This is a genomic window from Rhodococcus sp. MS13 (assembly GCF_013277835.1).
Lineage (GTDB): Bacteria > Actinomycetota > Actinomycetes > Mycobacteriales > Mycobacteriaceae > Rhodococcus_F > Rhodococcus_F erythropolis.
On record NZ_VBTL01000009.1, the window covers coordinates 119,481 to 140,630 of the forward strand.

Sequence of the window (21,150 nt, forward strand, 5' to 3'; positions counted from 1 at the left end):
CCCGTACGAAAATGCTTGCGGGTTAAAGCAATTCGATCGCTCTTCTGGACCGACGTTCAGGTTCGAGTCACAGTGCCGGGCGGCGGTGACGTCGACCACGTCTGGGTTCGCATCTAAGGGAACAGTAAGGAATCGCGGTTACCATGGTCACAGTCGATCGGCGATACCGATCGCCGATTCGCTTCGAACATGTTGCCCAGCAGCCGGATCCGGGGTCCGGCGAGGAGATCTATGTCGACGCAGTCCGTAGTGCACGCACAATCATCCGCAGACGAAGCCGTCGTGGGGGATTCGTCTCCGCCGGGTGGTGGAAGCCGGCGTTATCTCGAGCAACTGATCAGATACGACGTGCCGGCGTCGCTGGTCGTCTTCCTGGTGGCGCTTCCCCTGTCCTTGGGAATTGCTATCGCCTCCGGGGCACCGATCATGGCAGGTCTGATCGCCGCCATCGTCGGCGGAGTAGTGGCCGGAGCGGTGGGAGGTTCACCGCTGCAAGTCAGTGGTCCCGCAGCCGGCCTGACCGTGGTGGTCGCCGAACTGATCGGCAAGTTCGGGTGGAAAGTCACCTGCCTGATCACCGTCGGCGCCGGAATTCTGCAGATCGTGTTCGGGCTCAGCCGAATTGCCCGTGCGGCACTGGCTATTGCGCCGGTGGTGGTGCATGCGATGCTCGCCGGTATCGGCATCACCATTGCGCTACAACAGGTTCACGTGTTGTTGGGCGGAAGCTCGGCCAGTTCGGCGCTGGACAATCTACGGCAGTTGCCCGCACAGATCGGTGCCCTGCACGTCGAGGACTTGATGATCGGACTCGTTGTCATCGCCACTCTTCTCGGGTGGCGCTATCTCCCCGCGGGCGTCCGGAAGGTGCCGGCGGCATTGGTCGGCATCGTATTGGCAACTCTCGCTTCGCTCCTGCTGCCGATCGACGTCGAACGTATTGCTCTCGACGGGTCCCTGCTGGACTCGATCGGACTTCCCGCTCTGCCCGACGGCCAGTGGCTCGGAGTCGCAACCGGCATCCTGACCATCGCACTGATCGCCAGCGTGGAGAGTCTGCTCTCGGCCGTGGCTGTGGACAAGATGCACTCGGGCCCGCGCTCGAACTTCGATCGCGAGATGCTCGGCCAAGGTACTGCGAACATGGTGTCCGGGGCGATCGGCGGCCTGCCCGTCACGGGTGTGATCGTACGCAGCGCCACCAATGTCGAAGCCGGGGCGAAATCCCGTGCGTCGTCGATCATGCACGGCCTGTGGATCCTGCTGTTCTCGGCCGCGCTGGCCGGGTTGGTGCAGCAGATTCCGAAGTCTGCGCTTGCCGGACTGTTGATCGTCATCGGCATTCAACTGGTCAAGCTGGCGCACATTCGGTTGGCGCGACGCACCGGTGATCTGTGGGTGTACGGCATCACAGTGGTCGGCGTCGTGTTCTTGAACCTGCTCGAGGGCGTGCTGATCGGATTGGCGTTGGCGATCGCTCTCCTGGTGTGGCGGGTCATCCGCGCGTCGGTCACGGCAGAAGAGTTGGGTGACAAGGATTCCGGGAAGTGGCGGGTGCTGGTCGAAGGGTCGTGCACCTTCCTGGTGCTGCCCAAGCTCACCTCGGTACTCGCCGGCATCCCGCCGCGGTCCGACGTCACCGTCGAGTTGTCCGTCGACTTCCTCGACCATGCCGTCTTCGACGTCATCGAAGAGTGGGCGAGGCAGTACGAGTTGGCAGGTGGTTCGGTGATCATCGACGAAGTCGGCTCGGTGAGTATGGAGAGCGCGACCACCGGTCCGCCGAAGCGCGGCGCCGCAGTCACCGACCTGCGCGGATTGCTCGCTCCGTGGGGTAGTTGGCAACCACAGGCTTCGGGAAGGAATCTGAGCAGCCCGCCAGCCTTGCGACCCATTCTCGACGGGGTGTCCAACTATCATCGCCATCGCGCCGAAGCGATACGGCCGCACATGGATCAGTTGCGCGACGGCCAGAATCCCGACTCTCTTTTCCTTACCTGCGCAGATTCGCGAGTGGTGCCGAACATCATCACGAGCAGTGGCCCAGGTGACCTGTTCACTGTGCGCAACGTCGGAAACTTGGTTCCTGCCGGCGGCCGCGATACGTCGGTGGAAGCGGCACTGGCCTTCGGGATCGACGAGTTGGGTGTCAGTTCGGTGATCGTGTGCGGACACTCGGGTTGCGGCGCGATGCAGGCACTCCTGACGAACAGTTCGTCGGAAGCGGGAGTTGTCGGTGAGTGGTTGAGGCATGCGGAGACGAGCTTGCAGGCATATACGAGTGGCCATCCGGTGGCGCGTGCTGCGGCCGAGGCGGGTTTCTCGGAGGTCGATCAGCTCGGAATGGTCAATGTTGCAGTCCAATTGCAGACTCTCGAACGCCATCCTCTGGTCGGTCAGGCCCGTGTGGACGGTCGCCTGCGTATCGCCGGACTGTTCTTCGACATCGGCTCGACTCGGGTCATCGAAGTGACAGCGTCAGGGATCGGCGAGTTGATCGAGACCTGAAGGGGCTATTCGGGTCCGGGCTGATCCCTGAGTTCGACCAGCAGGCGAGCCCCGCCGAGCGGACTGTCGTGAAATGTCGTACGTCCGCCGTGCAGGGCCGCCTGCTGCGCCACCAGTGCCAGGCCCAAACCGGAACCCGTCTTGCCTGCCGTCGATCCGCGAGTGAAGCGTTCGAAGACGCTCGAGCGTTCCTCGGCCGGTATTCCGCAACCGTTGTCGTCGATCGTGATCGTGACGGTGTCCGGTGAATCGACCGGGCGCGCGAGGGTGATGCGCACCGTGCTCGCGCCGCCGTGGCGGACTGCATTGGTGATCGCGTTGTCGAGGATCAACCGGATTCCGCCGGGAAGGGCCCGGATGCAATAGGGCAGTGGGGAATCCACCGTGACGAGACTGACATCGACGCTCGGGTGGTGGCGTCGTGCATCGTCGGCCGCGATGTCGCAGACCTCGGTCAAATCGGTGTCCTTGAAGTCCTCAGCCGTCGACAACTCGCCCTTCGCCAGTCGCTCCAGGTCCCGGAGAGTCGATTCGACGCGGCCCTGTGCGCGGGCCAGATCTGTGAGGATCTCACGTCGCTGCTCGTGGTCGAGATCGTGAATGGACAACACTTCGATGTCGGTTCGCATCGCCGTCAACGGAGTTCGGAGTTCGTGAGCCGACGCGGAAGCAAAGTCCCGAGCGGCAGCAAGGGCCGAGTTGGTCGCGGCCTGTGCCCGGGCGACGTCGCTGAGCATCGATTCTGCTGCTGCGGCAAGCTCGTCCGCTTCACGGATGCCGGAAACCTCGGTGGCAAGATTGGGATCTCGCCTGGCGATCCGGCGGGTCAATTCCACGAGTGGGCGCACCGCCGGGCCACCGAACAACCATCCCAACGCGGCTGCGGCCGCTACGGCTCCGACGCCGAAGAACGCAACCTGACGCTGTTGGTCGACCGTGATGTCCCGCGCCTCGGCATAGGGAACCGCCAGCGAGACCAGGGCATTGATCCCGTCGGCCTCGGCGGTGTAAGCCCGGTACTTCGTACCGTCCACGTCGACGGTCGCCGAGCCGACCGGTAATTCGGGCAGTCGCGTCGGGGTACTGGATTTGACGGTTCCGTCGGTGTCGGAGCGGATGGTCACGGAGAACGCTCCGCCGTCTCCGAATGCGCCGAGAAAAGGTCCCGCTGTTGCCGCATTGGCCACGATGACCGTCGATGCCGTCTCCAAGCGACGGTCCAACTGTGCCAAATTGTTTCGTGCAATAGCCAGTGCAACGACCACGCCGAGTGCGATGACGATGAACGTCGCCCCCAGTGCCGCGGCCGCGGCAACGCGAGTTCGTAGTGAGAAGCGGCGACGCTTCACGGGTTCTCCCGAAGCACGAACCCGACGCCGCGAACGGTATGCAGCAGACGAGGTGAACCGCCGGATTCGAACTTTCGACGCAGGTAGCCGATGAAGACGTCCACGACGTTGGTGTCGGCGACGAAGTCGTAGCCCCATACGAGTTCGAGGAGACGTTCGCGAGTAAGCACGATGCCGGAATTGTGAGCGAGCACTTCGAGTAGCTCGAATTCGCGTTTGGTGAGCGGTACTTCCTTGCCGTCGACGCGAACCCGCCGGCCGGAGAGGTCGATGTCGAGGTTGCCGACCCGCAGGGTGTTCGTTCCCTCGGAGTGATCACCGGCCGGAGTGTTGCTGCGACGGAGCATTGCGCGGATCCGGGCAACCAGTTCGGCGAGGACAAACGGTTTGACCATGTAGTCGTCTGCGCCGGATTCGAGCCCGGCGATGCGATCGTCGACCGAATTGCGTGCGCTGAGCACGCAGATCGGGATTTCGTTGCCGGCGGCACGAAGCGCCGTCACCACACCGGTGCCGTCGAGCACCGGCATGTTGATGTCGAGGACTACCGCGTCCGGTCGCTTGTCGGAGATCACTCGGAGCGCGTCGGCGCCGTCCACTGCCGTCAGTACGGTGAATCCCGAGAGCCGCAATCCGCGTTCGAGTGAGGTCAGGACGTCTGCGTCGTCGTCGACTACGAGGATTTTCGGTATCTCGGTCACAGTCCCATTGTGCCTTGCCTGGTACGTCGGGTTTCGCCGATCAGACCGGCAAGTCGGTACCGTCCGGACGCAAACCGGCCATGAACACCGCGACCAACCGCGGGACCAGGTTCGGCATGGCCTCGTCGGACAATTCGATTTGCGGGCGCGTCAGTTTGGCCAGAGCCATGACGAATTCGAGCGGTTGCAGATCGGCGCGAACCAGTCCGGCGCTCTGAGCGGCGCCGATCGTCGCGGTCATCTTCGATTTCGTCACCTCACGCACCGCCAGAACTTCGGGCGCCAGCTCGGTGAAACTGCGTTCCACCAGTGCAGGAATGAGCGCACCCAGGCGCAGTTCCACGAGGCGGTCCACCAGCGTGTGCCACGCGTTTGTGGGATCGGTGGACATTGCCGTGAGTGCGATGTCGGCAGCCTCGCGAACATCGGTCAGTGTTGCGACGGCGACGGCGGTCACGAGGTCCTCGCGCGTCGGAAAGTTCCGATACAGCGTGGCGATGCCCACTTTCGCGAGTTCTGCGACTGCGTCGAGGGGCGCGTCGTGCCCGCGCTCGGTGAACACCGCTCGTGCGGCGTCGACTATTGCGTTTCTGCGTTCACGTGCATCGGCTCGCACATTCACCTCCGGTATTGACAGTTCATCATAACCGGAGGAATATCTTCCACAAATAGTGGAGGAAAAACTTCCACTTAGGGAAGGTAGTTATGAACGCCGAAGTTGAAGCACGGGACCGCAAGAAGTTGGTGGCTGTGGTGTTGGGCTTGTCCGCCGTGATCGGGCTGATGCTGCTTGCCTTCGTACTGCCCTCGGTCAACAGTGGCCCGCACGAACTGAAGTTGGGCATCACCGGTCCAGCTCCGGCAACCGAACAGATCAGCACCTCGCTCGAGGCGAGTAAGCAAGGCGCCTTCGATACTCGAGAATTCGCTGACGCCGACGCCCTGCGTGACGCGATTCGGAATCGCGACGTGGTCGGCGGAATCGCCGTTGATGCCAACGGTCCTCACGTGTTGATCGCGACTGCAGGCGGAACCCCGATCGCCCAGACCCTGACCGGGGTGGCCAACGGCCTCTCGGAGGCCTCGGGGGCAAAGGTGCCTGTCGAAGACGTTGTGCCGCTGACGGCGGACGACCCGACGGGTGCTGGGCTCACGGCATTGGCCTTGCCCTTGGTGTTCGGCGGAATCATGCCTGCTGTTGTTCTCGTGCAACTGTTTCCGCGCAGCATCGTCAAGCGAGTGTTGGGCGCTGCCGGCGTCGCGGTTGTCGCGGGTTTTGCACTGACTGCCATTCTGCAGTTCGGCACCAACAGTCTTGACGGAAACTACCTGCTCACCGCGCTCGCACTCACCATGGGCATGTCGGCCATCTCGTTGCCCATTCTGGGACTCGAATCCCTGCTCGGGATGAAGGGATTCGCGTTGGGTGCCGTCACGATGATGTTCATCGGAAACCCACTCTCGGGGATGGCGACAACTGCCGCGTGGTTGCCCGCAGGCTGGGGTGCATTGGGGCAGCTGCTCCCACCTGGCGCCGCAGGAGCATCCGTCCGTTCGATGGCGTTCTTCGACGGCCATGGCGCCGCCACGCCACTTCTGGTGCTGGTGTGCTGGATTGCCGTCGGGATCGCGCTGTGCGTCGCAGCCGGCCGGAAGAAGGCGTCGACCCCCGTGGTCGAACCCGAGGCTGCGCTGGTCTAGCCGGCGGGGCTTGCGTACGGGGTCAGGTCGGGAATCGGCCAGGCCCCGTCAACGCGTTCCACGACCAGTTCGACGACCACGGTGTCCTCGTCCATCGGTAGAGGTCGGAGGATTCGGGGCTTTCCCGCCTCCCATTCGACGTCGATGCCTGCGGAGGTCAGAGCGTCCTGGTCGATGACGGCGACGATCAGTGGCAACGTGAGGTCGCCGAACACCAGATCGAGCACCGAAGCGAGCGCGTCCGGGGTGGTTGCGCGAATGAATCCCGCCTCGTCGTAACTGATTCCGCGCGTCGAGACCTCGTACTCACCGAAACGCTTGCATGCTTCCCAGTCGTCGGCGATGGCGACGTGGACGAGTCGTTGTCCGGTCATGCAGTGCTCCTGTAGTGTTCGAAATAATGAAACGTCAACGTAGCATTAATTGAGTGGCACGGTAGTAGGGGACTTGATGGAGCAACCGCGCAGACGTGGGAGAACCAGCGACGCGGAGCGAGCTGATCGACGCAACGAGATTCTCGACGTTGCGGTCGACTCGTTTCGAGAAGTCGGGTTCGCTCGAACGACCATCGACGCCATTGCCACAGCGGCCGGCGTCGCCAAGCGCACCGTGTACAGCTATTTCGGCGACAAATCCGCGGTCTTTGCTGCTGCTGTTTCGCGTCAGCACGCGTATGTCGAGAACGCCGGTGGCGACCAGTCGGACCTGCTCGCCGCTGCAGTGGACATCGTCGTCGCACTGCACAGCGACAACTCGATTGCGCTGCACCGCATGATGATCGGCGAGGCCGTGCAGTTCCCGGAACTGGCCGCCGCGTTCTACGAATCCGGCCCGGCCAAGTCGATTGCCTTTCTGGAGAAGATATTGATCGATCAGCACGGCCAGAAGGCTGCGCTGTGCGCGGATCAGTTGTACACGTTGCTGCTCGGGGAGGAGCACCGGCAGCGACTGCTCGGGCTCGCTTCCGAACCGACAACAGAACGAGCTGCGCAACTTGCAGCTCGTGCGGTGGGATGCGTTCTGGGATCTGATCGGTAGGCTCGACTGGGTGAGTAACTCTGTGGTCTGGTTTCGACGTGATCTGAGGGTAGGTGACCTTCCCACCCTGAGTGCAGCGTCGGATGCCGGCGGGCGGACGTTGGGTTTGTTCGTTCTCGACGAGAACCTGCTCGGACCGGCAGGCTCACCCCGTCAGGATCAACTGTTCGCCAACTTGACGGCGCTCGATCATCAACTCGACGGAAAACTGATGGTTGTTCGAGGTGATCCGGCGGACGTGGTGCCCCGTGTAGCGGAATCCGTTGGCGCCGAAGAAGTTCACATCAGTGCCGACTACGGACCCTACGGCCGACGGCGCGACGCGGCCGTGGCGGAGCAGGTGGAGTTGATCGCCACCGGATCTCCGTATGCCGTGGCGCCCGGACGCGTCACCAAGGCGGACGGTGATCCGTACAAGGTGTTCACGCCGTACTTCCGTCAGTGGATGGAACACGGTTGGCGGGGCCCCGCGTCGACCGATGCGCAGACGGTCTGTTGGTTCGATCCGAGCGACAAGGAGGGTGGCCCGCGGCGGGTGAGTATCCCCGCGCCATCCGCCGCCGTCAGCGATTTCGTCGGTGAGGTCGGCGCCCTCGAACAGTGGAAAGAATACTGTGAGAACGATCTTGACCGGTACGACGACGAACGAAATCGGCCTGACCTCGACACCACGAGCCGGATGTCGATTCCGCTCAAGTACGGCACGATCCATCCGCGAACGATGTTGGCAGATCTCTCCAAGCGACTGGGCGACGGCGCTCAGGCTTACCGTCGCCAGTTGGCGTGGCGAGACTTCTACGCAGACATCCTGTTTCAACGCCCCGACAGCGCGCGGAAAAACTACGACGACAAGTTCGACCGTTTACGTCACGACGGTGGAGTGGACGCAGACGCCGCCTTCACGGCCTGGTGTGAGGGCAAGACCGGCTTCCCGATCGTGGATGCCGGCATGCGGCAACTCGCGGCCGAGAACTGGATGCATAATCGGGTGCGAATGATCGTCGCGTCTTTTCTGGTGAAGGACCTACACATTCCGTGGTGGCGTGGCGCACGGTTCTTCATGTCGCATCTGGTGGACGGTGACTTGGCCTCCAATCAGCACGGGTGGCAGTGGACTGCAGGGTCGGGCACAGATGCTTCGCCCTTCTTCCGCGTCTTCAACCCCATCACGCAGGGAGAGAAGTTCGATCCCGACGGCACATACGTCCGTCGGTGGGTTCCCGAACTCCGCGATGTTCCCGGGAAGGACGTCCACTCGTTGAAGGCGATGCGCCCGGTCGACTACCCGGACCCGATCGTCGATCACGCGCATGAGCGTGAGGAAGCCTTGCGCCGGTACGGCGAGATCAAGGGCTGAATCAGCGTTTGTACGGGGCTGGATCGGCCACTCGGGCCGTATCGCTGCAGTACGTTGCGTTGAAAACTCTTGACGCATCGAGGCCGGGTGCGTAGATAGTGCCGTTCGAGGCTAGTTGACCCTATTCATTGAATTAGGTCTTCGGCGATCGAATCCAGACCGCGATCCAAACTCGAATCGTACTGTTTGGAAAAATCGCCACGCATGACGTCGGAGCAATGGGCCATGGCTGCAATGCGTTCGGACTCGTCCATGTTTTCGGCTTCTTTAACTTTTTCAATCAACTTATGAAATGAATTCTGAGGCATACGTCGAGAGAGTCTCATGCCGAGGTGGCTTGGAAATAGACTTCCAAAGGATCTTCTAGCTTCTTCCGCTGCTGGCGCTAATGTTAGAAAATTTAGGAGATATGCGGGCCTCATTATGTATGTCGAGCCATGATGCTTCGATATCAAGTCCTCGGTCTCGTTGATAATTTTGAATTCATTCGTTAACCACCATGTTTTGTATCCGAACTCGGACACTGTTGAATCCTCTTTTTCTTTTCTTCGATGACCGTAAACGGATAATGCCATTAGCGCATCGTTTCGAGCCAATTCGTATGATCCCTTCTTGATGTCCATGAGGCTTCCGGTTAAATCATTCAACTCGTCGTTATCTACAAGTTTTTCGAGATCTTGGGTTGTTCTGTAATCCATGGCAAACATAGCTTGGAGGTTTCTTCGAACAAAATCAAAAGCTTCCGGCTTATGTAGAAGTGAATACTGGCAGATCTTCGTCACGAAATTCTGCCAGCTTGCTGGCCACTTGCTACCTAGGCGATTTTTCTCGAGGTTTGCGTACAGGAACGATCGAACTAAGATTTTAGGTGAATTTCTTGCCATGTCGAATGGGATTGGGCTTGGAAGGCTCGCGAAAGAATCCATGTACTCTCGATCGCTCGAGCGCAAATTATGTACAACCTCTGAGATTGCGGTCTCGGTGAGCACTAGAGTTGCGCCCACCCGAGATGCAGCTTTGAGCGTGTTGGTCATCGCTCGATCGCCTTCAGGCAAGTATCTCTCACTTAATGACAGAATGAGTTGGTCGGCCCCGATGTAAAGATAATAGTCCCCAGCCATGTCTTGAAAATACTCAAGTAGTCGAGGCTGGCGGTTGAGCGTGAAGAGAAGTGAATAAGTTCGGATTAGCCGCGCAAGGTATGTTCGCTCCTGGTCTGTTGAATTATTTAAGATTCCCCGCAATGCCGAGAACGAAATTTCACCGACGCTCCGAACCTCGTCTTTCTTCAGCTCCTCGCAATTATCGAGCGCTGTCCGAACTGCGTCAGCAACGGTGAGGTCCTTCATTGGATTTGAACCATTTTCGATAGAGGCTACGAAACTGAGACCCTCCCTTTCGAATATTAGCTGTATGGCTCCAGTTACTACCGATTCGCACATAGAACGACGCCTATCGGTCATATCAGGAGAAGAATCAGAAATCCTTTTTGCTATGGATGACTGCATTTCAAGCCTAATTGTTTCATCCTCGCGATTGTCCTCTTCGATGAAGCGGCGAGATTCCCAGGGTAGGCAAAAAGCATCCTCCTTTCGGTGCCATCGCACTCGTCGTGAATCTCGATTACCGGAGGCCAGTGATTGCAGCCTGGGCCTAACTTTAATGGAGATCATGGAAGAAACCGACGGAAGAACTCCCTCGATCTTTTGGGTGATATCTTTTTCGCTGTAGAGTATCCCTGCATCCGGATTGGTTCCTTCGAGTGCCCAGAGTATGAGACTGTCGACGACGCCTGATATGGTGTCTGAATTACCTCCCCTACGTTCCATTTCTTGGGAAAGGAATATGTATATTTCGGGATTCTTAATATGAGCTGAAGCGGATATCAATTTCGATGCGCCCACGGATTTCAAATAGTCCGTATAATGTCGAAGATTGGCTTCGAATGCCATTTTTGTTTGATCGTTGTGATTTATGTGCGATGCAATGTATTTTCTATCCTTAATTCGGATTGTGACACCGAGTTCTTCAGTCAGGTCGTCCTCTACTTGATCGGGGTACCTTATTTCTTGGTTGGTTATGTAGTGGAGAATTCTCGGTTCTCTGCCGAAGTTAGTCAGTCGAGTAACTGTTCCCTTAATTTTGGTGAGATACTCTTTTTGTATAGATGCCTGATAAAATACTGAGGTCGAGTCAACCTTTTCGTGAATCGGTTCTTCTAAGCCGTCGGCACCGCCGTCTTTGGTGCCACCTAATGGCTTGTATTTGTGCCCAACGAGAGTTGGGAGGAAGTTGTTTACGAAGGATTCAAACTCTGCTCCGCCTGCACGGTCGAGGGCGATTTCGATGATCTGTGGATGGACGGGTTCCATTTTTCCTCCGAAGGCGCGGGCGACTACTTACGATCGCAAGATTTCCAATGGTAGTAGATCTTGCTCAGATTGACCCGTTTTAGAACTTTTACTGGCCGAACGGCCGTTCGTGCCAACGTATTGGTGACCCGTTTTCGGATGGAGCCTACGAGTACCCATGTCCCCGAAGTGCATGATGATCTTGGCAACTGCCCACCCCCGTCAAAGGGATACGCCCAGGTGGCCATCTCGACCCGGCCACTGATAACGCTTCCGATCGTGAGTGAGCCCGAGCGCAGAAATGTTACAAAGAGGGTTGAGGGGTTCCTTGCGCCACGAACAGTCTCGGTTGAGTGGCCAGCCAATACCTGAACCCAATATTCTCCGAAGCACGCTGTGTGTGTGGGAAGTAACAAGATGGATCGACGCAACAAGAATGTGCCCAGACGGGCCACTGCGTCGAAGGTGGAAGTACTACACAACTATATCGGCAAACGCTCGCTGTGCGGATATCCTTCCCTATCTTCCACTATTGCCGCGCAGTTCGAGGACGAGGAACGGAACCGATTGTTTGCGACTTGCGGGCTTCCATGCGGCTGGAACGGCTAAGTTGTGCCGATGACCATGCCTCCTCGCGACTGGTCGTCCACTCGACGATCTTGCATCACCGCCAGCAATCGAGTGGCGCGTTCGATTGCTGGCGGTGAATCAGTGATCTGCGGGCGCTACGCGGAGGCGGTTTCCGTCCAGATCTGAAATGACGAATGTCAGACCGAAGACATCTTCGTTTGGCTCTTCGACGACCTCAATTCCCTTGGCCACCCACTCGTCGTAGATCGCCCGAATTTCATTGCTCCCGCCGTCGACCAATATGCCGACTTCGAAATTGCGCGGAGTCGCGGGATCGAGGTCGCGGGACTTGCCGCTCCACAGTGCAAGGACCACGCCGCCGCCGAGGTCGAAGGTCATGTACCGAGGGCTGAGGACCTCAGGCTTCGCGTCGAACAATTCGCCGTAGAACGCTGCTGCGGAGGCGGCATCGCTGACGTAGATCAGAAACTGGTTGGGTAGTCGCACTGTGGTTTTCCCTCTCCCGTTGATGTTCGGACCACCGGCAGCGGGGCGTGTGCCTGGTCGTGCGGGGCCGTGTTCAACACTTCCCGCGCGCCGGACGAATGTCCAAGAACGAGTGCGTCTGAGAGGCAGATGGTTTACTTATGACGACTGCTGCAGTCACACCGCACTGAGGTGGTACCCGACGCTCAGGTTCGGGTAGTAGCCGTCGATGTAGCTCGAGATGAAGTAGTGATCAGGGTCGGTGGTGCGAGTTCCGTCGGTGTCGAACTGCGGATAGTCGTTGGCCATGAAGACGGCTTGTCCGCCGCCGGGAGTGGAATAGACGACGTCGACCGTCAGGCCGCGCGGGTCGTGGTTGTATGCCGTGACGATCTCGGTCTCGTGGGGCGCGAGCGACTGGCGTGGGCTCTGCATCCACTGTCCGTAGGGGTTGTCGGCGCCTTCGAGATGAATTGTCTGTTCGGTGTCGTTGCTGATCGTCATTGTGATGGTGTTGCCGGTCGTGGGAAGAGTTCCGGCACTGGCGATTCCGCTCAATCCCAAAGTGAGGGCGCCGGCGGCCAGAGCTGTGATTGCGGCAACTACGTAGCGTGGGTTCGTCATCGTCGGTGTCCTTTGTCCGGGTGAGCGTTCGGTTGGCTCTCTCGAAGACAACTATGTCGGAGCGGATCGATGTCGTATGTCCACTTCCGGGGCCCTGTGCAGGAGGAACGGTGTGTCCACCGATCGGGGGACACCTACTCCGACACGGAGACAGCTTCGACCTTTCGCTCGCCGGTGACCAGCAGTCCGATCAGTGCGGCGGCCGCGAGAACCATGACGAGTGCGCCGTAGCCACGCGTCGTATCCACCAACCCCACCTTGCCGACCAGGTAGCCGGCCAGCAATGCCGGAAGGCTGTTGGCCAGATACGCGATGACGTAGACGGTGGACAACAACCCCGCGCGTTGGTGATTCTCGGCCAGCGGCATGACAGTGAGGATGGTTCCCTGGAATCCTGCTCCGAAGCCGATCCCGGCAACAGCCGTACCAACCAGAATCAATACTGCAGAGGATGTTTCAGCACCGATGAGTGTGACGGCCACCCCGAGCACCAAGGCGGTTGTTCCGATCAGCATCACGGTTCGGCCGCCGAGTTTGCGGAAGGTGAGCACCGCTGCGGCTCCGAATCCCGTCAGTGTTGCGACCATGATGGCACCGATGAGCGAGCTGTGAACGTCAAGTGCGTTGCGCGCCAGCGCAGGTCCGAGTGAGAGGTAGAAACCGCCCAGCGCCCAGACCGCGATCAGGCACGGTGCGGTGAGCGCAATCATGGTTCGGGCCTCGCGAGGAACAGCAAGGGTGGGGCGTAGCGACTGCCAGGCTCCGGGGCGTCCGCCCGAAGTCTCGGGAGCGGCCCAAACCCCGAGGATCTCGAGGACGACGAGTACGAGAAGGACCAGGTAGACAGTGCTGGTTGGCCTGGGCAGGTGCTCGCTGATGAGACTCGAACCCACGGCTCCGACGGCAAGCCCCACCGTCGGAGCAACGCTGTTGATGATCGATCCGCGTCCCGGAGTGCGTTCGAGGTCGATCAACGCCGAACCCAAAGCGCTGATTGCAGCGCCGGTGGCAACACCCTGCACGACCCGGGCAATCAGCAGAATGGTCAAACCATCGGCCGACGCGAACAGGGCGAGCGAGACCGCCTCCAAGGCGAGCGCTCCGAGCAGGACCGGGCGCCTGCCGATGTGATCGGACAGGGATCCGGCGGTCAAGAGCGTGGCGAGCAATGCGAGAGCGTAGATGCCGAACACGAGCGTCGACGCGAGCGAGGAGAATCCCCACAACTGTTGATAGTGCTCGTACAACGGTGTCGGGGTCGCGGAGGCGCCCAGGAACGTAGCGATGATGACGGCGATGAGTGTGAAAGCGACGCCTCGCCCCAAGCGTGGGCGTGAAGTGCTCTCGGTCGGTGGTGAAATGGTCGTTGTCATTGTCGTAGCGCTTCCCGTGCGGGTGGTGAAGACTTCAAACGCAAATACTTTGCGTTTGGGACGCTACGCCTGGCCGTAGCCTAATGCAACATCTTTGCGTTAGTATTGATTTATGAGTCCGTCCGCAGGTCCGCGCCCCGGTGGCCGCAGTGCGCGCATCCAACAGGCAGTGCATGCGTCGGCGCGCAAGTTGTTGGAACAGCGTGATCGGGCAGAGATCACGGTGCCGATGATCGCAACCGATGCGGGTGTGACCCCGTCGACCATCTATCGGCGGTGGGGCGACATCAACGAAGTCTTTGCCGATGTCTCGATCGAGAGATTGCGACCGGACGCCGACCCGCGTGAAACGGGTTCGCTCCGAGGGGATCTGACGATCTGGGCGCAGGACTATCTGGAGGAGATGTCTGCACCCGTCGGTCGCGCATCGCTGCGAGATGTGCTGATGAGCGACGACCAGACGCACGCACCGGACGGCACGAAGAAGTTCAAGTGCGCCTTTTTCTGTCGGACACAGATCGACGTGATACTAGCTCGTTGGCCGGAAGCTGCTGACGTGGATGGTGATTCGGTAGTGGACCACGTGGTGGCACCGATCATCTACCGAATTCTGTTCGACCTCGAACCGGTCGCGCCGCAGCGAGTTGCGGAATTGGTGGATCAGACACTTGCGCTCGCGGCGCGGGTCGGTGCCGAAGGCTGATCGCTACGTAGTCGGGCGTGGACATGCATGTCGTGCCAGCCGTCGGCGTGCCTGGCGGAGCCTCGTCGAACACCTTCTTCGCTGAAGCCTGCTTTGGTGGCGACTCGGCACGATCGTGGGTTGTGGATCGAGTGCTCGAGTTCCAAGCGATGAAACCCTACTTCGCGGAATGCCCACTCGGACAGTGCGGTTACAGCCTACGTGTTCCGGCTCTGCCACTCTTCGTTCAGGCGGCGCGCGGATTCCAGAGTTGCGATCGCCTCTTCGGTATCAACTCGCGCGAGGACCAGTGCACTTACTGTGCAGGAGAGAATGATTCGAGTGCGATCCTTCAGGGTGGCGTCTGTCGCGGTCGGAAATGTGGCTTGTAGCCCGCTGCGAATTGCAACGGCAAGTTCTTGCCGATAGGCGCGGATCACGGCTGCCACCGCATCGTCGTGCGCGCCGAGTCCGGCAGCCGTATTGAGAAGTAGGCAACCGCGCCGAGGCGAGTCGGCGGTCATGGTGCCGATCGCGTGTTCAAGCGAGGAAAGGTAGTCGTCGACGGCGTCTGTCCCGGGATTTGTCGTGAGGCCGCGCAGACGTGGCCGGATGACATGTTCGAGGTACATCTGCACTGCGGCGTCGAACAATCCGCGCTTGTTGGTGAACGAGTTGTAGAGACTTGACCGACTCAGCCCCGTCGCGGATTCGAGGTCTCCGAGTGAGGCGCCTTCGTATCCGCGTGCCCAGAAAACGTCCAAAGCGGCAGCGACCACGGCTGTTGTGTCGAATTCTTGTGATCTGCCCATCAAAGCCTCGCTCTTTCTGTATCGTTCGGTCCAGTATATATTGGACCGAACGATACAGAATTCACTCGAAGCAACAGGAGTTCACCGATGAACGTCGCCGGCTACATCTTCGCGGGACTGGCCGCAGCAGTGCACGTATACATTTTTGTCCTCGAATCGATCCTCTGGACGGCACCGAAGACCCGCGCCACGTTCGGCGTGAAGTCCGAGGAAGAGGCGATCACCACGCAGCCGCTCGCCTTCAACCAGGGCTTTTACAACCTTTTCCTGGCGATCGTGTCGGCGGTCGGCATCGTGATTGCGGCGACCGGCTCCGCGTCGGTCGGAATTGCCCTCGTCCTGGCGGGCACAGGATCGATGGTTGCCGCGGGATTGGTGCTGATTCTCTCGTCTCCCGACAAAGCCCGCGCAGCCGTCGTGCAGATGCTTTTCCCAGCTATTGCCGTTGTTCTGCTGGTAATCCACCTGCTTTGAGTGGTCTCTATCCGCCGCCGAGCACCAGTGATTCGATCAACGCAAAAGCACCGTTGAGTGCTCCGCAATCGAAGGCTTCGGCCAGGGCGTAACCGATGACAAGTTCGTCGGTGCTCGGCGTGCTCGACCAGACTGCGTCGGTCTGTCTGGGATCGGATTCCTCGTTCTTGGAGAAGTGCCCGATCCGCAATCCGTCGCGGGTGAATGCACTGTTCGCGTCGTCGACTGGGGCGAAGTTCAAACTCACGCCGTCGACGAGTGCCGAGACAGAGTACGAGCGACGGGACAGAAACCCTTTGCCGACAGTGAGTTCGACTTCGTCGCCACCGACAGTGAAGAACAAGTCGGCGGCGGCGCGCGTTCCGATGGGTGTGCCTTCGCGGCGCGGGGAATCGACTCGACGCGTCAACAGAGCGTGTGAGTTGCCGTTTCGGACGTCGACGACCCCCGTGTCGACATCGAACGAGATCTCGACTTTTCCGTGAATCGGGTCTTTTGCGGCGTATTTGACCGTCACTGTGCCTTACCCCCTGTAAGTGTGAACTCGGGTCCATAATACGTGGTGGGAGCGTTGTCCAGTATGCCCGAATCCAAAAAAATAGTGCCGAATGACGCGCGTTTGCGGCCAAATGCTTCTACGCTGGGTCTTGGGTTTGTTGCGCATCCCACAACGGTTTTTCCCACGCCAGACGAGGAGCGCCTATGAGGTTGTCGACTACTTGTTCTGTTGCTACGAAGGCTTGATCAAGCCGGAATTGCCTCTGCCGGATGGTGCTCGAGACCCATCCGGCAGAGGCAATTCTGCATCAGTTCGGGCCTTCAGCCGCCGGCGAATTTTTCCGAGGTGCCGAGATCGATCGGCAACGCGATGCCGGTGATCCCGCGCCCGGCCGGCCCCACCAGATAGAACACCGCATCCGCAATCACTTCGGGGTCGACCCACGGGTGGGGCAGCAGATTCAGCTTCGACATGATCGGAGCGGTATCGGCGAGGACAGGATTCTCCAAGTCTGGACGGAACGCACGAACCATCGGTTCGTTGTCGATCATCGTCGTTCGCACATTGCCCGGGTGTACAGAGTTGACCCGAATGTCCGCCCAGCCGAGTTCGTTGGCCAGAGACTTCGCCAACCCCCGAACGGCGTGCTTCGACGCGGAATAGTGTGCGATACCCGGCACGCCTCGAAGCCCGGCCATCGAGCTGATCAACACGATGGATCCACCTCGATTGCCGTTCATGATGTGCGGAATCGATACCTTGGTCGTCAACCAAACGCCGGTGACGTTGATGTCCATCAGCTCGCGGAACTCTTCGGCGCTCAGGTCCCAGGACAATTTCGCCGACGCCGCGATTCCCGCGTTGGCGATCACGATGTCCAGTCGGCCGAGTTTCTCGACTCCGGCGTCGACCGCTGATTTCAGGGCATCGAGGTCGCGAGTGTCCGCGACGGATGCGACGATGCGCCGGCCCTGAGCTTCGACCAGGGCGACGGTCTGGTCGAGGTCGGCTTCGGTGGCCATGTCGTACCCCGCCGTTGCGACCGGCGCGCACAGATCCACCGCGATGATGTCCGCGCCCTCGGACGCGAGCTTGACGGCATGTGCGCGCCCTTGACCGCGCGCCGCTCCGGTGATGAATGCGACCTGACCGTCCAAATTGCCCATCGAACTTCCCCTGCCCGTCTGAATCGTTGAAAACTGGAACGTGTTCATACTGCTACGTTCGGTGCGAGCCAGGCAGGGGAATTCTCTGAATCCTTATCCGCGAAGGAGTTTGGACAACTCGTCCAGTACGCTCGCGTCCTCGATGGTCGACGGGACCGTGTACTCCTCGTTGTCGGCAATCTGCCGCATGGTCTTGCGGAGGATCTTGCCGGAACGAGTCTTCGGTAGTGCAGCGACGACGGTGACGTCCCGGAACGTGGCGACGGCACCGATCTGGTCTCGCACCCGGGCGACCAGTTCCTGTCGGAGTGTTTCGGGATCGATGTCGACGCCGGACTTGAGCACGACGTAGCCGCTGGGGCGTTGCCCCTTGAGTTCGTCGTGAATGCCGATGACCGCGCATTCGGCGACAGCCGGGTGGCCGGCGACGACGGCCTCCATGCTTCCGGTCGAAAGGCGATGTCCGGCAACGTTGATCACGTCGTCACTTCGTCCGAGCACGAAGACGTAGTTGTCCTCGTCGATGTATCCGGAGTCGCCGGTGAGGTAATAGCCTTCGAAAGTCGACAGGTAGGACTTCACGTATCGGTCCTCGTCACGCCACAGTCCGGCGAGTGTTCCGGGAGGAAGCGGCAGGCCGATCACGATGTTGCCCTCGGTGCCCGGACCCACGAGTTCGCCCTTGCCGTCGACGATTTCGACGCGGTATCCGGGGCAGGCGACGGTGGGTGAGCCTGCTTTGATCTCCATCGGTTCGAGGCCGCGCAGGTTCGCGCAGATGGCCCAACCGGTTTCGGTCTGCCACCAGTGATCGACCACCGGGCGATCGAGAATCCGAGTAGCCCACTCGTAGGTGTCGGGATCCAAGCGCTCGCCGGCCGCGAACAGTGTGTCGAGCGACGAGATGTCGTACTTGGCAAGCTCTTTTGCATCCGGGTCGGCCTTGCGGACCGCGCGGATCGCTGTCGGAGCGGTGAAGAGTGCCGACACTTTGTATTCGGAAATGATGCGCCAGAATGCACCTGCATCGGGGGTCCCGACGGGCTTGCCTTCGTACATGACCGTCGTAGCTCCGGCGAGCAGTGGCCCGTAGACGATGTAGGAGTGGCCGACCACCCAACCGACGTCTGAGGCGGTCCACCAGACCTGGCCGGGGCTGATGTCGTAGAGATTCTTCATCGTCCACGTCAGGGCAACGGCATGGCCACCGTTGTCCCGGACGACGCCCTTGGGCTTACCGGTCGTTCCCGAGGTGTAGAGAATGTAGAGCGGATCCGTCGCGGCGACCGACACCGGGTCGGCAGGAGTTGCATCAGCGATCAGCTCGTCCCAGTCGAACCAGGCTGCGGCACTTGACTTGTAGTCGGCAGCTGCGCCGGGAATCTGCTCGCGATTCTTCACGATCACGGTGTGCGCGGGCGTGGCGGACAGTTGCAGAGCCTTCTCGACCATCGGCAGGTACTCGATTGTTCGTCCGGGTTCGAGGCCGCCGGACGCCGTCACGAGCACCACTGGACCGGCGTCGTCGATACGGGTTGCGAGTTCCTTGGCCGCAAAGCCGCCGAACACCACCGAATGCACCGCGCCGATTCGCGCACACGCGAGCATCGCGATCGCGGCCTCGGGGATCATCGGCATGTAGATGATCACGCGGTCGCCCGCCACCACACCCTGATCTTTCAAGACGCCGGCGAAGAGTGAGACCTGCTCGAGCAATTCGGCGTAGGTGTAGGTCGTCTTGGCTGGGACCATCGCGGAGTCGAAGATCAACGCGGTCTGATCGCCGCGGCCGTCGCGGACGTGCCGATCGAGGGCATTGAAGCTGGTGTTGAGCGAAGCATCCGGGAACCAGCGATAGATCGGCGCGGCAGAATCGTCGAGAGCCTTCGTGGGGGCGACATCCCAGTCGACGGCACGCGCAGCGTCGAGCCAGAACTTCTCCGGCTGATCCATGCTCTCGCGATATGCGTCGGCATACGTGGTGTGGGACGCCTGCTCGGAAGAGCTCATCGACGTGTGTCCTCTCGTGAACTTCGCTTACCGGTGACCTGAAACACCTTAGGTCACCGTCAGTGCGGTGCGCCTCAGTAGCGGTGCGGGTACCGTCCCTTTGCGCCGGGCGGGCCTGTCCCGTCGGCCAGTGGCGCGTAGGGGTGGGATAAGCCAGGGACGGAAAGGGGGATCGATGTGACAGGTGCAGCGCAACGCGCAGGCTTCTGGGGAGTACTCGCTCTGCGTGACTTCCGACTGCTGTGGACCGGCGACGCAGTCAGCGGTATCGGAAACGGTGTCACGACCGTCGTACTGCCGCTGGTCGCGCTTCGCGAACTGGACGCGAGTAGCTTCCAGATCGGTGTGCTGGCATCGGCAGTGTGGTTGCCGTGGTTGATCGTCGGACTACCTGCCGGTGCCTGGATCGACCGGCTGCCACGGCGTCCGATCATGATGATCGCGAACGCTGCGTGCGCGCTGCTCTTCGCGAGCCTCGCGATCGCGGGCCTCCTGGAGGCGATGACATACGGCCACCTGCTCCTGGTCGCGCTGCTCACCGGTACAGCCACGGTCTTCTTCCAGGCGGCCTATCACTCGTATCTCCCCACGGTGCTCGCCGAAGCGGATCTTGTCGAAGGGAACTCGAAGATTCAGGGCGCCGAGGCCGCAACTCGGGTGATCGGCCCAAGCGTCGGTGGGCTGGTGGTTGCAACTGTCGGGCTCGCGGCCGGTCTGGTTGTCGACGCGTTCACGTTCGCCTTCTGCTTCGTATGCATCTGGCTGATTCGTGTGCAGGAGACCGTCCATCGCGGACAGAATCAGCGAGAACCGTTGCGACGGCAGATTGCGCTCGGACTGCGATTCGTTGCCGGTGATCCGTATCTGCGGTCAATCGTCGTCTACGGCACTCTGCTCAATTTCGGTCTCACCGGGTACACCACGATTCAGATCGTGTTCTTGGAAAAGACGGTTGGTGTGGGGGAGTTCGGACTCGGGCTTCTCTTGGCGATTGCCGGGGTGGGCGGAATTGTCGGATCGATGATCGCGCGCCCGCTCGGCCGCAGATTCGGCACTGCCCGAAGCGTTCTCATCTGTCAGTTGGTGACGGGACCGTTCATCCTGTTGGCGCCTCTGACGACGTACGGTGCCGGCCTGTTCTGGTTCTGCATCGGCGGCATGGTGATGGTTGCGGGTGTCGTGTCGTGCAACGTGGTGCTCGGCAGTTTCCGTCAAAGTTACTGTCCGCCGGACCGCCTCGGACGAGTAGTGGCAACGAGTATGTTCCTGCTGCACAGCAGCATTCCGCTCGGTGCGCTGACGGCAGGCTACCTCGGCGACGCGGTGGGACCGCGCGGGACGATGTGGATCATGGCCTGCCTGATCGCGCCGTGCGGATTGATCTTGCTCTTCAGCCCCCTCCGCGGGATCCGCGATCTACCGAGTCGGCCGGCGATCTCGCTGCGGTAG

At 60.4% G+C, this 21,150-nt stretch carries 20 protein-coding genes; 7 read left to right on the top strand and 13 right to left on the bottom strand.

Annotated elements, in window-relative coordinates; all coding sequences use genetic code 11:
* The first annotated feature begins 231 nt into the window (after positions 1-231).
* Complete coding sequence (locus FEZ59_RS18000) at positions 232-2,508, top strand: bifunctional SulP family inorganic anion transporter/carbonic anhydrase (protein ID WP_134999143.1); 2,277 nt, start codon at positions 232-234, stop codon at positions 2,506-2,508.
* A 5-nt stretch (positions 2,509-2,513) separates the two neighbouring features.
* On the opposite strand, the gene FEZ59_RS18005 is transcribed toward FEZ59_RS18000, so the two are convergent.
* Genes FEZ59_RS18005 through FEZ59_RS18015 form a run of 3 tightly spaced genes read right to left on the bottom strand, consistent with a single transcriptional unit; the run spans position 2,514 to position 5,174 of the window.
* Complete coding sequence (locus tag FEZ59_RS18005; protein ID WP_134999144.1) at positions 2,514-3,857, bottom strand: HAMP domain-containing sensor histidine kinase; 1,344 nt, start codon at positions 3,855-3,857, stop codon at positions 2,514-2,516.
* Positions 3,854-4,558, bottom strand: a complete 705-nt coding sequence (locus FEZ59_RS18010) for a response regulator (RefSeq protein WP_003939853.1) — start codon at positions 4,556-4,558, stop codon at positions 3,854-3,856. The genes FEZ59_RS18005 and FEZ59_RS18010 overlap by 4 nt, the downstream gene beginning before the upstream one ends.
* Before the next feature lie 40 nt (positions 4,559-4,598).
* Positions 4,599-5,174, bottom strand: coding sequence for a TetR/AcrR family transcriptional regulator (locus FEZ59_RS18015; protein ID WP_020970464.1), 576 nt, complete (start codon positions 5,172-5,174; stop codon positions 4,599-4,601).
* An 89-nt stretch (positions 5,175-5,263) separates the two neighbouring features.
* Between FEZ59_RS18015 and FEZ59_RS18020 the strand changes: the two genes are divergently transcribed.
* Entirely contained in the window at positions 5,264-6,259 is a 996-nt protein-coding gene (locus FEZ59_RS18020; protein ID WP_060938170.1) for a hypothetical protein, read from the top strand.
* On the opposite strand, the gene FEZ59_RS18025 is transcribed toward FEZ59_RS18020, so the two are convergent.
* Complete coding sequence (locus FEZ59_RS18025) at positions 6,256-6,633, bottom strand: DUF952 domain-containing protein (RefSeq protein ID WP_029256002.1); 378 nt, start codon at positions 6,631-6,633, stop codon at positions 6,256-6,258. The two genes, FEZ59_RS18020 and FEZ59_RS18025, sit on opposite strands and share 4 nt — an antisense overlap.
* Before the next feature lie 76 nt (positions 6,634-6,709).
* Here FEZ59_RS18025 and FEZ59_RS18030 point away from each other — a divergent pair, with 76 nt between their 5' ends.
* Positions 6,710-7,297, top strand: a complete 588-nt coding sequence (locus tag FEZ59_RS18030; RefSeq protein WP_021345249.1) for a TetR/AcrR family transcriptional regulator — start codon at positions 6,710-6,712, stop codon at positions 7,295-7,297.
* 10 nt (positions 7,298-7,307) lie between these two features.
* Positions 7,308-8,654, top strand: a complete 1,347-nt coding sequence (locus tag FEZ59_RS18035) for a deoxyribodipyrimidine photo-lyase (RefSeq protein ID WP_134999145.1) — start codon at positions 7,308-7,310, stop codon at positions 8,652-8,654.
* Positions 8,655-8,779: 125 nt separating this feature from the next.
* On the opposite strand, the gene FEZ59_RS18040 is transcribed toward FEZ59_RS18035, so the two are convergent.
* The 4 genes from FEZ59_RS18040 to FEZ59_RS18055 all read right to left on the bottom strand — a co-directional run bounded on the left by FEZ59_RS18040 (position 8,780) and on the right by FEZ59_RS18055 (position 14,058).
* A complete protein-coding gene (locus FEZ59_RS18040) occupies positions 8,780-11,026 on the bottom strand; it encodes a hypothetical protein (protein WP_172932973.1) in 2,247 nt (748 codons plus the stop codon).
* A 687-nt stretch (positions 11,027-11,713) separates the two neighbouring features.
* Positions 11,714-12,082, bottom strand: a complete 369-nt coding sequence (locus FEZ59_RS18045) for a VOC family protein (protein WP_020908755.1) — start codon at positions 12,080-12,082, stop codon at positions 11,714-11,716.
* Between the two features lie 156 nt (positions 12,083-12,238).
* Positions 12,239-12,685, bottom strand: a complete 447-nt coding sequence (locus tag FEZ59_RS18050) for a hypothetical protein (protein ID WP_134999147.1) — start codon at positions 12,683-12,685, stop codon at positions 12,239-12,241.
* A gap of 134 nt (positions 12,686-12,819) precedes the next feature.
* Positions 12,820-14,058 carry an MFS transporter gene (locus FEZ59_RS18055; protein WP_172932974.1) on the bottom strand — a complete coding sequence of 413 codons (1,239 nt, stop codon included), beginning with the start codon at positions 14,056-14,058 and terminating at the stop codon, positions 12,820-12,822.
* A gap of 112 nt (positions 14,059-14,170) precedes the next feature.
* Between FEZ59_RS18055 and FEZ59_RS18060 the strand changes: the two genes are divergently transcribed.
* Entirely contained in the window at positions 14,171-14,761 is a 591-nt protein-coding gene (locus FEZ59_RS18060) for a TetR/AcrR family transcriptional regulator (RefSeq protein WP_020970457.1), read from the top strand.
* Here the strand turns inward: FEZ59_RS18060 and FEZ59_RS30435 are convergent.
* Together FEZ59_RS30435 and FEZ59_RS18065 are read right to left on the bottom strand one after the other, a co-directional pair.
* A complete protein-coding gene (locus tag FEZ59_RS30435; protein WP_302622414.1) occupies positions 14,719-14,946 on the bottom strand; it encodes a GNAT family protein in 228 nt (75 codons plus the stop codon). The genes FEZ59_RS18060 and FEZ59_RS30435 overlap by 43 nt on opposite strands.
* A 12-nt stretch (positions 14,947-14,958) precedes the next feature.
* Positions 14,959-15,552 carry a TetR/AcrR family transcriptional regulator gene (locus tag FEZ59_RS18065; RefSeq protein ID WP_069146442.1) on the bottom strand — a complete coding sequence of 198 codons (594 nt, stop codon included), beginning with the start codon at positions 15,550-15,552 and terminating at the stop codon, positions 14,959-14,961.
* Positions 15,553-15,639: 87 nt separating this feature from the next.
* Between FEZ59_RS18065 and FEZ59_RS18070 the strand changes: the two genes are divergently transcribed.
* The gene (locus tag FEZ59_RS18070; RefSeq protein ID WP_003939752.1) at positions 15,640-16,026 is read left to right on the top strand and encodes a DUF1304 domain-containing protein; all 387 of its coding nucleotides are present in this window, start codon (positions 15,640-15,642) and stop codon (positions 16,024-16,026) included.
* 7 nt (positions 16,027-16,033) lie between these two features.
* Here FEZ59_RS18070 and FEZ59_RS18075 read toward each other — a convergent pair whose 3' ends face one another.
* The 3 genes from FEZ59_RS18075 to FEZ59_RS18085 form a co-directional block, all read right to left on the bottom strand.
* Complete coding sequence (locus FEZ59_RS18075) at positions 16,034-16,543, bottom strand: hypothetical protein (RefSeq protein WP_042952672.1); 510 nt, start codon at positions 16,541-16,543, stop codon at positions 16,034-16,036.
* Between the two features lie 302 nt (positions 16,544-16,845).
* Positions 16,846-17,691, bottom strand: coding sequence for a mycofactocin-coupled SDR family oxidoreductase (locus FEZ59_RS18080; protein ID WP_020908748.1), 846 nt, complete (start codon positions 17,689-17,691; stop codon positions 16,846-16,848).
* 93 nt (positions 17,692-17,784) lie between these two features.
* Positions 17,785-19,701: a propionyl-CoA synthetase gene (locus FEZ59_RS18085; protein WP_019744874.1), complete on the bottom strand. Its 1,917-nt coding sequence runs from the start codon at positions 19,699-19,701 to the stop codon at positions 17,785-17,787.
* Between the two features lie 177 nt (positions 19,702-19,878).
* Between FEZ59_RS18085 and FEZ59_RS18090 the strand changes: the two genes are divergently transcribed.
* The gene (locus tag FEZ59_RS18090) at positions 19,879-21,150 is read left to right on the top strand and encodes an MFS transporter (protein WP_134999149.1); all 1,272 of its coding nucleotides are present in this window, start codon (positions 19,879-19,881) and stop codon (positions 21,148-21,150) included.

Bases quoted from the DNA above. Each gene is read 5' to 3' on its own strand.
- FEZ59_RS18030 (WP_021345249.1), top strand. From the start codon at position 6,710: ATGGAGCAACCGCGCAGACGTGGGAGAACCAGCGACGCGGAGCGAGCT.
- FEZ59_RS18050 (WP_134999147.1), bottom strand. From the start codon at position 12,685: ATGACGAACCCACGCTACGTAGTTGCCGCAATCACAGCTCTGGCCGCC.
- FEZ59_RS18020 (WP_060938170.1), top strand. From the start codon at position 5,264: ATGAACGCCGAAGTTGAAGCACGGGACCGCAAGAAGTTGGTGGCTGTG.
- FEZ59_RS18055 (WP_172932974.1), bottom strand. From the start codon at position 14,058: ATGACAACGACCATTTCACCACCGACCGAGAGCACTTCACGCCCACGC.
- FEZ59_RS18025 (WP_029256002.1), bottom strand. From the start codon at position 6,633: ATGACCGGACAACGACTCGTCCACGTCGCCATCGCCGACGACTGGGAA.
- FEZ59_RS18080 (WP_020908748.1), bottom strand. From the start codon at position 17,691: ATGGGCAATTTGGACGGTCAGGTCGCATTCATCACCGGAGCGGCGCGC.
- FEZ59_RS18060 (WP_020970457.1), top strand. From the start codon at position 14,171: ATGAGTCCGTCCGCAGGTCCGCGCCCCGGTGGCCGCAGTGCGCGCATC.
- FEZ59_RS18085 (WP_019744874.1), bottom strand. From the start codon at position 19,701: ATGAGCTCTTCCGAGCAGGCGTCCCACACCACGTATGCCGACGCATAT.
- FEZ59_RS18000 (WP_134999143.1), top strand. From the start codon at position 232: ATGTCGACGCAGTCCGTAGTGCACGCACAATCATCCGCAGACGAAGCC.
- FEZ59_RS18040 (WP_172932973.1), bottom strand. From the start codon at position 11,026: ATGGAACCCGTCCATCCACAGATCATCGAAATCGCCCTCGACCGTGCA.
- FEZ59_RS18070 (WP_003939752.1), top strand. From the start codon at position 15,640: ATGAACGTCGCCGGCTACATCTTCGCGGGACTGGCCGCAGCAGTGCAC.
- FEZ59_RS18065 (WP_069146442.1), bottom strand. From the start codon at position 15,552: ATGGGCAGATCACAAGAATTCGACACAACAGCCGTGGTCGCTGCCGCT.